This window comes from Formicincola oecophyllae, assembly GCF_006542395.2.
Taxonomy (GTDB): Bacteria; Pseudomonadota; Alphaproteobacteria; order Acetobacterales; family Acetobacteraceae; genus Formicincola; species Formicincola oecophyllae.
On sequence record NZ_CP038231.1, the window covers coordinates 1,196,003 to 1,208,018 of the forward strand.

At 58.4% G+C, this 12,016-nt stretch carries 11 protein-coding genes; 6 read left to right on the plus strand and 5 right to left on the minus strand.

Features of this window, described 5'->3' with window-relative positions:
- Positions 1–43 precede the first annotated feature (43 nt).
- The 3 genes from trxA to E3E12_RS05375 all read left to right on the plus strand — a co-directional run bounded on the left by trxA (position 44) and on the right by E3E12_RS05375 (position 2,404).
- On the plus strand, positions 44–370 hold the full coding sequence (trxA, locus tag E3E12_RS05365) for a thioredoxin (RefSeq protein WP_141443402.1): 327 nt from the start codon (positions 44–46) through the stop codon (positions 368–370).
- Positions 371–453: 83 nt separating this feature from the next.
- A complete protein-coding gene (gene rnd, locus E3E12_RS05370; protein ID WP_141444108.1) occupies positions 454–1,662 on the plus strand; it encodes a ribonuclease D in 1,209 nt (402 codons plus the stop codon).
- A gap of 82 nt (positions 1,663–1,744) precedes the next feature.
- On the plus strand, positions 1,745–2,404 hold the full coding sequence (locus tag E3E12_RS05375; protein ID WP_286206883.1) for a GcrA family cell cycle regulator: 660 nt from the start codon (positions 1,745–1,747) through the stop codon (positions 2,402–2,404).
- A gap of 162 nt (positions 2,405–2,566) precedes the next feature.
- Here the strand turns inward: E3E12_RS05375 and E3E12_RS05380 are convergent, their stop codons facing one another.
- A complete protein-coding gene (locus E3E12_RS05380) occupies positions 2,567–3,067 on the minus strand; it encodes a bactofilin family protein (protein ID WP_141443404.1) in 501 nt (166 codons plus the stop codon).
- 317 nt (positions 3,068–3,384) lie between these two features.
- On the opposite strand from E3E12_RS05380, the gene E3E12_RS05385 reads away from it, so the two are divergent.
- A complete protein-coding gene (locus tag E3E12_RS05385) occupies positions 3,385–4,374 on the plus strand; it encodes an adenosine kinase (RefSeq protein WP_141443405.1) in 990 nt (329 codons plus the stop codon).
- Positions 4,375–4,521: 147 nt separating this feature from the next.
- On the opposite strand, the gene hpnK is transcribed toward E3E12_RS05385, so the two are convergent.
- Genes hpnK through E3E12_RS05405 form a run of 4 tightly spaced genes read right to left on the minus strand, consistent with a single transcriptional unit; the run spans position 4,522 to position 8,731 of the window.
- Positions 4,522–5,367, minus strand: coding sequence for a hopanoid biosynthesis-associated protein HpnK (hpnK, locus tag E3E12_RS05390; RefSeq protein WP_141443406.1), 846 nt, complete (start codon positions 5,365–5,367; stop codon positions 4,522–4,524).
- A gap of 2 nt (positions 5,368–5,369) precedes the next feature.
- Positions 5,370–6,806, minus strand: a complete 1,437-nt coding sequence (hpnJ, locus tag E3E12_RS05395) for a hopanoid biosynthesis associated radical SAM protein HpnJ (protein WP_141443407.1) — start codon at positions 6,804–6,806, stop codon at positions 5,370–5,372.
- 25 nt (positions 6,807–6,831) lie between these two features.
- The gene (gene hpnI, locus E3E12_RS05400; RefSeq protein WP_141443408.1) at positions 6,832–8,052 is read right to left on the minus strand and encodes a bacteriohopanetetrol glucosamine biosynthesis glycosyltransferase HpnI; all 1,221 of its coding nucleotides are present in this window, start codon (positions 8,050–8,052) and stop codon (positions 6,832–6,834) included.
- Between the two features lie 13 nt (positions 8,053–8,065).
- Positions 8,066–8,731 (minus strand): ABC transporter substrate-binding protein, encoded by a 666-nt coding sequence (locus tag E3E12_RS05405; protein ID WP_141443409.1) that lies wholly within the window; start codon positions 8,729–8,731, stop codon positions 8,066–8,068.
- A gap of 298 nt (positions 8,732–9,029) precedes the next feature.
- Between E3E12_RS05405 and hpnH the strand changes: the two genes are divergently transcribed.
- A complete protein-coding gene (hpnH, locus tag E3E12_RS05410; RefSeq protein WP_141443410.1) occupies positions 9,030–10,235 on the plus strand; it encodes an adenosyl-hopene transferase HpnH in 1,206 nt (401 codons plus the stop codon).
- A 221-nt stretch (positions 10,236–10,456) separates the two neighbouring features.
- Positions 10,457–11,752, plus strand: coding sequence for a hemolysin family protein (locus tag E3E12_RS05415; protein WP_141443411.1), 1,296 nt, complete (start codon positions 10,457–10,459; stop codon positions 11,750–11,752).
- Positions 11,753–12,016: the final 264 nt, after the last annotated feature.

A 12,016-nucleotide genomic window follows, 5' to 3' on the forward strand; every position in this document is an offset into this window, starting at 1 on the left:
TTCTCCTAGGGGGCTGGGCAGCTCATGATTGAGGAACAACACCATGGCTGAGAACGTGACCGCTGCCACTGACGCCAATTTCGATGCACTGACAAAAGACGCCACCACGCCCGTGGTGGTGGATTTCTGGGCGCCTTGGTGTGGGCCTTGCAAAATGCTTGGCCCCATTCTGGAGGATGTTGCCAAAGAGATGCAGGGCCGGCTGAAAGTCGTCAAGGTGGATATTGACCAGTCCCCTGAACTGGCCAGCCGCTTTGGCATCCGCAGCATCCCAACCCTCATCTTGTTCAAAAATGGCGAGGCCGTGGCCCAGCAGATGGGGGCCATGCCGCGCAGCCAGCTTGTTAGCTGGATTGAGCAGAACAGCTGAACCCAGTTCTGCCGGCCAGGACATCTCAAGGAAACATCATGACAGCACCCGCTTCCCCCACGCAGGCTGCTTCCGCAGGGGCTATGGCAGGGCAGGCGCCAGTTACGGTGCCCACGGCCAAGGGCTACCCAGACGCGCAGTTGTTGAGCGACCCTGCAGCTGTGGCTGCCGCCTGCCAGCGGTTGGCGCAGGAGCCATTCGTCACGGTGGACACGGAATTTGTCCGCGAGCGTACTTATTGGCCTCAACTCTGCCTGGTGCAGTTGGCAGGCGCTGAGGAAGTGGTGCTGATTGATGCCCTGGCCCCTGGCATGGACCTGGCCCCTTTGGGGCGGCTGCTGGCCTGCCCAGAATGCGTGAAGGTGTTTCATGCGGCCAGGCAGGACTTGGAGATATTCCTGCATTTATTTGGCGCGCTGCCCGTCAATGTCTTTGACACCCAAATAGCAGCCATGGTTGCCGGTTTAGGGGACCAAATTGGTTATGACAGCTTAGTAGCGTTGCTTCTGGAACGGCCGATAGACAAGGGCCAACGCTTCACCGACTGGGCCGCCCGCCCTTTAAGCGCCAAGCAGTGCGCTTACGCGGCAGCGGACGTTACCCACCTGCGTGACGTCTACCTTGCCCTCAGGAAGCGCTTGGAGGCAGATGGTCGTTTGGCGTGGCTCAAGCGTGAAATGGTCGTGTTGGAGCGTGAGGAAACCTTCCTGCCAGATCCGCGCGAACGCTGGCGCAAGCTTAAGGCGCGCACCAACAGCCGCCGGATGCTGGGCGTCCTGCAAGACATTGTGGCCTGGCGGGAGGAACTAGCCCAGAAGCGTGATGTGCCCAGGCAGCATCTGTTCCGTGATGAAAGCCTGCTGGAGATTGCCGCTTCCCAGCCCACCTCTGCCAAAGGGTTGGCGCGCGTGCGCGGTGTGAGTGCTGAAACAGCCCGCAGCGACTTGGGCATGGACCTTCTGGCCATGGTGGCGCAGGCTTTGGAACGCCCTGAAGAGGACCTGCCGTCCTTGCCCCAAAAGCCCAAACACCAAGGCCCCGGGGCTGTGCCCCCATCTGTAGTGGCCCTTTTGCGGGCGTTGCTGGCGCATTGTTGTGCGCAAAACCGCTTGACGCCGCGCCTTGTCGCTTCCCCAGCAGAACTGGAGCGGTTCGCTGCTGGGGAGCGTGAGCTAGAATTTCTCAAAGGCTGGCGTGGGGATGTGTTCGGCAAAGCAGCTTTGGCCCTGCTGGAGGGGACATCAGCGCTTGCATTGCACGATGGCGAAACCAGGCTGGTTGCGGTAAAGTGATCGGTAACGGTACAGAATGCCACGCTTACAGGGCAGGCAGTTTTAACGCTGCTGGGGCCGCGGCGGACGAGGGGTGATGAAAATGGATTGGACTGAAGACATGATTGCGAAGCTTCGCAACCTGTGGGTCCAGAACCTTTCAACCGCTGACATCGGGCGCCAATTGGGTGTGACTAAGAATGCCGTTGTGGGCAAAGTGCACCGGTTGGGTTTGCCTCCCCGCCCTTCCCCCATCAAAGGTCCCGCCCCATCACGTTCAAGCGTGGCAGCTAAAGCTGCCGCTGTTTCTAAACCATCTGCCCCAAAGGCTTCCAACGTGACCAACAAAGCCAGCCCTTCTGCGGATGCGGCACCTGAGAAAACCAAGGCAAAAAAAACCAAAAGCATCACGCCTGCCCGGAAAACCCCCTCCAAAACAACTTCTAAAACAACCTCTAAGGCAGCCAAGGCTGTGAAGAGTACTGATGGCGCGAAGAAAGTTTCCGCCAAAACCACCAAAGCCCCTTCCAAGGCACGGGTGCGCAAAACCACCAAAGCGGCCAGCCCAGGCCCAGCAGTGAAGAAATTGCAGAAACGCCAACCTGTGCGCCCTTTACGCTCAGCGTTTCAGTGCCAATGGCCTTTTGGTGATCCAGGCACTGTAGAATTCCATTTCTGTGGTCGGACAGTTATCACGGGGAAGCCCTATTGCGTGGAGCACGTGGCCATCGCTTACGTGAAACTGCGCGAACGGCGCGATTGAGCTTAGCTTTGTAGGACTTGTGCTGCCCGTTAAAAAGCCCAGCAGTCTGCCATTTTGGCAGCACACGCTGGGCTTTTGCAGGCTAGGGTCCACCCAAACACCAATTGGTTGACTAAGGTGCCAGGCCATATCCTTTGAAGGAGCGTGGCCTAGCCTGTGGCTTCAGATTTCTGTTTTAGGGCCTGATGCAGGCAGCATTTCCAGCTGTGCGGTCACTTGCCCACCCAGCTCAACTTGGAAGTTGCGGCATTCAGCTTTGCCCAGAAGCCTGCCTGTGCCCATCACCTTAAGGTTGTTGCGGACCACCAATGTGCCGTCAACAGTGCCAGCCAGCTCTGCGTTTTCCACCTCGACAGTGCCCTTGAAAACGCCATCCGGTGCCACAATCAAGGTTTTTGCCTTGATGCTGCTTGATTCCACCAGCCCTTCAACAATCAGGCGCTCCGCATCTTGGATGGTGCCCTGAACGCTGATGCCACGGCCAACAACCAAGGTGCGCGGCGCATTGGGCTGCTGGGCTGCAGAGGCTTGGTTGTCCGTAGAGGAACGGTCAGGACGGTTCACCGGAGCCGTGGGGCGCGTAACCTGCGGCGTGTTGGTGGATTGCGGTGTGGTAGGTGCGGCAGGCTTGGGGGTTTCTTCCTGACGGTGCTTCCGGAACATGGCGTTCTCCCAAAGGCAGAAGGTGGCATTGGTGAAATCATGCCCGGGACAAGGGCATGACGTGGTGTAAAACCAGGCTAGACATCATTCAACACGCTTGGGCTGAAAAACCAAGGCCTAAGCGGCTTTTAAAACGCAGATTTGTGCCTGGCGCCCATTTGTGGCTTCAATTCAGGCCCAATTCCCTGCCACGCGTCTGGAAGGGCATCTGACATGCAGCCCTGGATTGGCACGGCATTCATCGCTCGCCCTCTTTGACGCTGGGCTGTACCCTATCAGACAGAAATTAATTATCTCCAAAGCGGACGGCAAACACCATGAGTTCACATTCCCACCCACCCCGCCATGACGTGCTCTGCATAGGCAATGCCATTGTGGACACCTTGGCGCAGGTGCCAGCCCAGTTGATCACTACCCTCAATGCTGAAGCCGGCACCATGAAACTGGTGGATGGGCCAGCCATGCAGGAACTTCTTTCCAAAGTCACGGTGGAAGCTGAATGCAGCGGTGGTTCTGTGGCCAACAGTGCCGTGGTGGCTGCACGCTTGGGCGCCAAGGCCGCTTTCATTGGCAAGGTCGCGCGTGACGAGGGGGGGCATGTCTTCACCCACGATCTCAAAGCGCAGCATGTCGATTTTGTGGGGCGTGCCGCCCGCCATGACCATGGTGAGGGGACAGGCCGGTGCATGGTGATGGTGACGCCTGATGGACAACGCACCATGTTCACTTATCTGGGCATCAGCGTGCGTTTTGATGAAAACGACATCCCGCCAGAAACAGTGGCTGATTCAGGCATTGTTTATTTGGAGGGGTATTTGTTTGATGACCCCCAGGCGCAGAAGGCCTTCCACCGCGCAGCTGAATTGGCGCACGAGCATGGACGCCAAGTGGCACTGACACTTTCAGATTCATTCTGTATTGAGCGCCACCGCAAAGCGTTCCAGGACTTCATCCGCACAGGAGTGGACGTGCTGTTTGCCAATGATGATGAAATCAAGGCCCTTTACCAGGTCGCAGACCTGGATGATGCCCTGGCCCGTTTGGCCAAGGATGTGGCCATTGGCGCGGTGACGCGTGGTCAGCAGGGTGCAGTGGTGGTAGAGGGCAGTCAACGCTTTGATGTGCCGACAACACCTGTGAAGGCAGTGGACACCACAGGCGCTGGGGACGCTTTCGCTGGTGGTTTTTTGGCTGCCTTCGTGCAGGGCAAGGCGCTTGAAGCCTGCGCAGACCTGGGCAATCGCGCAGCAGGCTGCATTATCACCCATATGGGGGCGCGTCCTGGCGCTGATTTCATCAAAGCTTGAGCCTACTTGATTTCAGGCCCCTTGGCCTTCAAAGGCAGGGGGTCCATCCTGCGGTCCTCAAAAAGCCTTTCTGTTTATCACAGAAGGGCTTTTTCACATGATGACCCCCCTGCCCATGCAGGAGCAGCTACAGATTGTGCAGCCTGTTCAGGCCGGCCAACTCACCAGTTCCACGCCAGATTTCAGGGCAGCTTGACGGCATGTGGGGGCCAGCAAGGCCGCAAACTCCTCCTCATGGCGGTAAGTGGGCATCAGGCTGTGCATGTGACTGTTATGGCCCGTGCCAGGGTGGAAGTAGATTTCGCTGCTTCCATCAGGCAGGTTCGCCAGCAGACTCTCCAGCCGTTCAGGCGTCATGGCGCCAGACCAACGCAGACCAAAGCAGTAATCAGTTGTGCGCATCCCGGCTTGCCTGATTTGCTGGCGCAGAAGCCTTGTCCACAGCGCTAGGGTCTTTTCCCCGCGGGTGGCGCGCAGGCCCAGGACCTCTGTGGGTTCATAAGGTACACGCACGTTGCGCAAGCCAAAATTCCTGCCATGCGCAATCATGTAACGCCCCACAGTGGGGTGCAGGTGCATGTGCTTGTGAGCGTTAGCGTGGTCCAGCGCCAAGCCAGTACGCGCAAAAGCCTGGAACTGGCTCAGGATTTCGCGCTCCAAGGCCCGCCTGTGGGGGGGGGAGAAGAAGTACTTCACCCCTAGGCCAAGTTGGTCGCTGCCCAGCCAGCCCTGGCTGTCTGTCAGGGCTGGGGCGTGCTCCATGGACTCGCCCTCAATCACCACAAGGTGCAGCCCAACCCGCAACCCCTCCAGGCGCTTGGCGCGCCTGACGGCATCATCAGCAGCGCGCCCCGCCACCATCAAACTGGCCGTGGAGAGAAGCCCTTTGCGGTAGGCTTCCTCGATGGCCTCGTTGATTTCAACGCTCATGCCAAAGTCATCAGCAGTGATGATGGCCCGCTTGCGGGCGGGCACAGACCTGCTTGCCGCCATGGTCAGCAGTTTTCACCATTGTGGCGGCTGCGCAGGAACTGGAAGAATTCCACACCCTCACGCAGGCGGCGCTTCATCATCTGTGGGTCAGTGGCCATTTCCTTCACAATGGACCAGATTTTGCTGGGGCGGAAATAGAACTCCTTGTAGAAAGTCTCCACATTGTTGAAGATTTCCTGGTGGGAAAGGTGCGGATAGTGCAAAGGCGCAATCTGCACGCCATTCTCGTCAATCAGGTCAGCTTCATTCTCGTTCAGCCAGCCATTTTCCGTGGCCTGCTTGTGCAGGAAAGTGCCAGGGTAAGGCGCAGCCAGCGAAACCTGCAGCGTGTGTGGGTTGATGGCCTTGGCGTATTCGATGGTCTCGCGGATGGTGTCCTTGGTTTCACCAGGCAGGCCCATGATGAACGTGCCGTGGATCTTGATCCCCAGCTTGTGGCAATCCTCCGTGAACTGGCGGGCGACCTCAACACGCATGCCTTTTTTGATGTTGTGGAGGATCTGCTGGTTGCCGCTCTCATAGCCAACCAGAAGCAAGCGCAGCCCGTTCTCCTTGAGGATTTTCAAGGTCTTGTAAGGGACGTTGGCCTTGGCGTTGCAGGACCACGTCACACCGAGCTTGCCAAGCTCGCGCGCGATGGCCTCAGCGCGCGGCAGGTCATCAGTGAAGGTGTCATCATCAAAGAAGAACTCCTTCACCTGCGGGAAGTACTGCTTGGCCAGCCTGATTTCGGCAGCGACATGCTCCGGGCTGCGGGTGCGGTAACGGTGCCCGCCCACAGTCTGCGGCCACAAGCAGAATGTGCAACGAGACTTGCAGCCGCGCCCTGTGTAAATCGAGATGTAGGGATGCTTCAGGTAGCCAATGAAGTAATCCTCGATTTTCAGGTTGCGCTTGTAGACCTCCGTCACGAACGGCAGCTTGTCCATGTCTTCAATCATGGCGCGCGGCTTGTTGGTGACGATTTTGCCCTGGTCGTTGCGATAGGTGATGCCATCCACCTCAGGGAAGGGCTTGCCTTCAGCGATCTCCTTGATGGTGTAGTCAAATTCGTTGCCGGTGACGAAGTCAATGATGTCACCAGCCTGCTCCAGGCTCTCCACCGGTTGCACGGCGACCTTGGCGCCCACAAAACCGATTTTGAGCTTTGGGTTGGCTTGGCGCAGCATTTTGGCCACACGCAGGTCAGAGGCGAACGAAGGGGTGGAGGTATGCATGATGACAAGGTCGCGATTCTTGACGTCATCAAGGATCGGCCCCATGCCGATGCCAGCTGGGGGGGCGTCAATCAAGCGTGAGCCTGGCACAAGCGCCGCCGGTTGGGCCAGCCATGTGGGATACCAGAAAGAGCGGATCTCACGCTTGGCCTGGTAGCGGGAGCCGGCGCCGCCGTCAAAGCCATCAAATGAAGGGGGCTGAAGGAAAAGGGTTCTCATCATGGGGTGGGGTTCCGTCAAGTAAATCTCAGTGGTGGGGCCCGGAGGTGGGGAACGGGCCGTCAGTTAATTGAAGCGTATGGCCCCGCCATGTGACGCGGCGCCCTGTCAAGCTGGCCAGGACAATGCCGGCAGACAGGCAGTCGCGCAGCGGCAAGAAAAAGTCCAGCCCCGTGAGGTCAATGCCCGTTTCCTGGCCTAAAAAGCGGTTCATGACAAGGCGTGCAAGCCACCCACCCCCCAACAGGCCCCAGGCAGGTGTGCTGGCAGGGCGCAGCAGAATGGCCCCAACAGCCCAGAAAAGGGGGTATTGCAGGATGGACAATGCATAGCCAACAGGCGCGACCTTGCGTGTGGTGCGCCCCCAGCGCAGTTCATGGCTTAAAAGGGCAGCGAGGCTCGTTTCGCTGATGGTGGTCTGGCAGAGCGTGGGGGCCAAAGCCACAGCTAGGCCGTGACGCCTGGTCAAGGCCCCCAGGAGGGCATCGTCAGCAACCTGGTTGGCCAGGGCCTCAAAACCGCCCAGTTGCGCCAAGGTCTGGCGGTGCAGCGCCACTGTGGCGCCGAAACTGTCCTGCCGCCCCATTTGCCGTGCCATAAGGGCGCCTGGCAGGAAACTGGCGTTGATTTGATAAGCCCCCATTTGGCGCACCAATGTGTTGCTGGCAGGCAGCCCGGTATAAAGGGCCGTGACCAACCCAGTTCCTGGGTCGCCCAGGGGTTTCACCACCTTGGTGAGGTAGCTTTCTTCCACATGGATGTCTGAATCAGCCACCACCCAAACATCATACTGGGCATGGGAAGCCATGTTGATGAGGTTGCTGACTTTGCGGTTGGACCCATGCAAGGTGGCGTCAATGACCAGGCGCGCTTCCACCTCAGGGTGGCGTGCTATTAAGGCCTTGATGACGGGTAACGCTTTGTCGTCAGCGCTGTGGAGGCCAAAAACCAGTTCATGGGTGCCTGGGTAAGCTAGCTTGAAAAAGCTCTCCAACGCCTCCTCAAGGAGGGGTTCTTCACCGCAGACTGGCTTGAACAGGCTGACGGAAGGCCAGGTTGGTTCTTCCGTGCTAAAGGGCGCAGCGCGGCCAGCCAGAGGGGGTGCGGCCGTGCCTGCCTGTCGCTTGAAGCGGCGCAGGGCACGCAGGCCAAGCATGGCCTGAACAAGACCGGTCCCGGCCAGCAAGCCACAAAACAGGGAGGCCGCACTGCGCAGTGCGGCCCCCTTGGAATGGGTGGTTAAGCTCATTCTTTTACCCAGGTCAGTCCTGCAGGATGCTGTCTGCCTTGGCAGAAAGCACCTGGGTCAAACCAGCTGGGCCTTTGCGGTCAATGACGGAACCAAAGTCAGAACGTTGCGCTGCAGCCTGGCTGATGTGGCCATCAAGCAGGATGTCAGCGATGCGCCAACCCGTGGGGGTGTTTTTGACGATGTAGTCAATGGATGTCGCGTCAGAGGGCTGGTCGCCTTCGCCGTGCACGGTGGTGTGGACGATGTAACCGCCAGCTGGGTTCAAGGTCAGGCGCGGGCTGACTGTGAACACCCCTTTGGAACCTGGGGTGAAAGAGGAAACATAACGCGCCGCCGTGAAACGCCTGAAGGCCTGCTGCAGGGGCTGACGTTCCACAGGGGTGAAATCATCGTAATGAAGACCAATGGAACGCCGCAGGATAGTAGGCAGGTCAAACGCGCTGTCCACGGCAGGCAGGATGATGGCCAGGCGCCGCTGAGCGGAATCCTGCGTCTGCGCTTGCCTGAGGGCGTTGTAAAGAGTGTTAACAGGGGTGAGGACGCCTTGGGGGGCGACTTGGGTTGCCTGCGCTGCCGCCGGCCCAGCCTGGAGTGCAAGCGGGGTGAAGGCCAGCGCCCCCAAGAAAGTGCCCACAAGGAGGAAGCGGCGGTATGCCGGATGTGCCGATGTTGTCATGGTGAATTCTTTTCCGCAGTTGGACTGGAGTGCAAGCGAAAAGGCTATGTTTGGTTATGCCTGGTGGAAGGAAATCCGTCATCCCTTGCGTTGTTTTCGTACCACATGCCGTGGCCAGACTACTTAGTTCACGTTGATGGCCCAGCAATCACCCCTTTATAGATGATGCTATGAAAGAGCACCGCTGACTTCGGCGCAGTCCGATAAGTAAGCTGCCATACGCGCAGGGGATCACGGCGCTACCCTAATGCAGGCCCCGCTGAGGGCACCAATTGTTTTAATGGTTTAGAGGAAAGTAATGGCCGTACCTATGATGCTGGCTGTTCGTGTCGGGCGCTATGTTCTCAAACAGCACCTGAGCGGCCGTAAACGTTACCCCCTGGTTTTGATGCTTGAACCCCTTCTGCGTTGCAACCTGGCTTGCCAGGGTTGCGGTAAGATTGACTACCCCGCCGAAATCCTCAACCAGCGCCTATCGCTGCAGGATTGCCTGGACGCTGACGCGGAAGCGAACACCCCCATCATCGCCGTGGCTGGCGGGGAGCCTTTGCTTCACCGTGAAATGCCTCAGATTGTGGAAGCGCTCATTGCGCGCAAAAAATACGTCTATCTTTGCACCAATGGCCTTCTGCTTGAGAAGAAGATTGACCAGTTTAAGCCTTCCCCCTTCTTCTCCTGGGACATCCACCTGGATGGCGACAAAGCCATGCATGATGCCTCAGTGTGCCAGGAAGGCGTGTTCGAACGCGCCCTGTCAGCTATCAAGCTTGCCCGCTCAAGGGGGTTCCGGGTTTCCATTAACTGCACCCTTTATGACAATGCCGCCCCAGAGCGTGTGGCGCATTTTTTTGATGAAGTGATGAAACTAGGCGTTGACGGCATCATGACAGCGCCTGGCTATTCCTACGAACGTGCCCCCGACCAGGAGCACTTTCTTAGCCGCCGCCGCACCAAGGAACTGTTCCGCGACCTTTTCCGCCTTGGCAAAGGCAAGAAGTGGCGCTTCACCCAGTCCCCTCTGTACCTGAACTTCCTGGCTGGCAATGAGAGCTACCGCTGCGCCCCCTGGGGCAAGCCGCTGCGCACGGTGTTCGGTTGGCAGCGCCCCTGCTACCTGCTGGGCGAAAGCTACGCCCCCACATTCCAGGCCCTCATGAATGAGACGGACTGGAGCAAATACGGCACAGGCGCTTATGAGAAATGCGCCAACTGCATGGTGCATTCAGGCTATGAGTCCACAGCTGTCATGGATGCGGTCAAACGTCCTTGGCACATTGCCAAGGTGGCGCTCATGGGGCCACAGACTGAAGGGCCCATGGCACCTGAAATCGACCTCTCCCACCAGCGCCCTGCTGAATACGCTTATGAGGAGCAGGTGAAAGCCCAACTGGCCAAGCTTGCGGCCGAAAACCCCGCAAAGGCCAAGCGTGGCCCCCGTGTGAAGGTCAATCGCACTCGCAGCGAGAGCGCCCGCACGCGTGAGAAAGTGGCTGAGAACGCCTGACCAAGCCAGCACTGCAGGTTTCCTAGTTTCTGGGAAGCCTGCTTGCAGAGTGCGGTATATTTTCGCTCCATGGTGTGCGGGGCTGGGGCGGAGACGCTGCCAACCAGCACTTTTCCAGGCCAGCTATGGGCCAGCAGGCAGCCAACTAGCTGCACGCCTTTGATATCAGGAGTTGGGGTGACGTCCGTCATCGATGGGGTTTCGGCCCATGGCTGTGAACCATGATTGTATCGCTCATCATCATTGTGCTGCTTGTGCTGCTCAATGCGGTGTTTGCCACAGGTGAACTGGCCTTAGTCTCCTGTCGCAAGCCCCGTTTGGAGCAAATGGCTAAAGCGGGCAGCAAAGGCGCTGAACGCGCCCTGAAACTAGCCGAAGCCCCAACTGAGTTCCTGCCCACTGTCCAAATCGGCATGACGCTGGTTTCCATTTTGGAAGGCACGTTCGGCAGTGCCAGCATTGAAAGCAGGCTCAGCCATTTCATTGCCAGCTGGCCAGCCCTCGCCCCCTGGGCAGACCAGATCTCCATGACGGTCGTGGTGGCTGCCATCACATTTGTTATGCTCGTTTTTGGCGAGTTGGTGCCGAAACAGATTGCCCTTCAGCGCCCTGAGGCCATCGCGTCAGCGCTTTCCATCGTGCTGGTGACCTTGGCCAAGCTCACCAGGCCTTTTGTCTGGTTCCTCAACAAGACCTCCACCGTTATCCTGCATGTTTTGGGCTTCACTGCTTCCAGCCGCCGCACTTTGACGGAGGAGGAGCTACGCGCCGTTTTGCTTGATGGTATGCGCGCAGGCGTGATCGAATCAGGCGAGCGTGCCATGATCGAACGTCTGTTGCGCTTGGCGGACAGGCCTGTACGGGCCGTGATGACGCCACGCAGCGAATTGTTCTGGATAGACCGCAACGCCAGTCAAAAAGACCTAGTGCAGAAGCTCCTGCAGTCACGTTGGGACAGGGTCGTTGTGTGTGATGGCGATGTCGACCACCCCGTTGGCGTCATCCTGGCCAAGGACATCATGGAGCGGCTTTTGGAGAAAAAGCCCCTTTCCGTGGAGGCCCTGCTGCGCGTGCCCCCAGCTGTGCCAGACAGCCTAACCGCGCAAGCAATGATTGAGCGCCTGCGCGGCATTCCCAGCGGCATTGTGTTCGTGCTGGACGAGTACGGCACTTTTGAGGGCATCGTCACCTCATCAGACATTTTTGAGGCCATCATTGGCGATGAGCCCCATGACCTCACGGCTGCTAAAGCGCCCCATGCTGGTGCCCCAAGCGATGATTACGTGTTTGAAGGCTTTACCCCTGCTGATGAGGTCTGCTCTGTGCTGGACATTCCGGAATTTCCAGAGCACGCCAGCTACCACACCCTTGGTGGCGCCTTGATGGCCCTGTTGAAGCGCGTTCCCAGCCGTGGCGACAAGGTGGTTTACGGTGGTTGGCTGTTTGAGGTGCTTGAAATGGACAAGCGCCGCGTGGTGCAGGTGCGCGCCACCCGGCAGCCTTTGGCGTTGAACTGAATCCCTTAAGGGTAGCTGTCTTTGTGCCTTACTGAGCGTGGGCGCTTTGGAAGGCTGTTCTTAGTGTGGAAAAGGGCAGTTGGTAGGCCTTTAGCTGGACGTGTCGGCAAAAATGTTGTCATGACACACACTGCTAAGCAACGGGATGGTCCTGTTGCTGCCGAGGCCGAAAGGTAAAGCTGCTTCAAAACCCGTTTGGGCTTGTGGGACATGCAGAATCTCTGCCTCACATGTTCTGAAATTCTGGTTCCCCTTCTGCCATCC

What these genes read in the sequence shown, in the direction of transcription:
- trxA (WP_141443402.1), top strand. Translation starts at nt 44, where the DNA reads ATGGCTGAGAACGTGACCGCTGCCACTGACGCCAATTTCGATGCACTG.
- rnd (WP_141444108.1), top strand. Translation starts at nt 454, where the DNA reads ATGGCAGGGCAGGCGCCAGTTACGGTGCCCACGGCCAAGGGCTACCCA.
- E3E12_RS05375 (WP_286206883.1), top strand. Translation starts at nt 1,745, where the DNA reads ATGGATTGGACTGAAGACATGATTGCGAAGCTTCGCAACCTGTGGGTC.
- E3E12_RS05380 (WP_141443404.1), bottom strand. Translation starts at nt 3,067, where the DNA reads ATGTTCCGGAAGCACCGTCAGGAAGAAACCCCCAAGCCTGCCGCACCT.
- E3E12_RS05385 (WP_141443405.1), top strand. Translation starts at nt 3,385, where the DNA reads ATGAGTTCACATTCCCACCCACCCCGCCATGACGTGCTCTGCATAGGC.
- hpnK (WP_141443406.1), bottom strand. Translation starts at nt 5,367, where the DNA reads ATGGCGGCAAGCAGGTCTGTGCCCGCCCGCAAGCGGGCCATCATCACT.
- hpnJ (WP_141443407.1), bottom strand. Translation starts at nt 6,806, where the DNA reads ATGATGAGAACCCTTTTCCTTCAGCCCCCTTCATTTGATGGCTTTGAC.
- hpnI (WP_141443408.1), bottom strand. Translation starts at nt 8,052, where the DNA reads ATGAGCTTAACCACCCATTCCAAGGGGGCCGCACTGCGCAGTGCGGCC.
- E3E12_RS05405 (WP_141443409.1), bottom strand. Translation starts at nt 8,731, where the DNA reads ATGACAACATCGGCACATCCGGCATACCGCCGCTTCCTCCTTGTGGGC.
- hpnH (WP_141443410.1), top strand. Translation starts at nt 9,030, where the DNA reads ATGGCCGTACCTATGATGCTGGCTGTTCGTGTCGGGCGCTATGTTCTC.
- E3E12_RS05415 (WP_141443411.1), top strand. Translation starts at nt 10,457, where the DNA reads ATGATTGTATCGCTCATCATCATTGTGCTGCTTGTGCTGCTCAATGCG.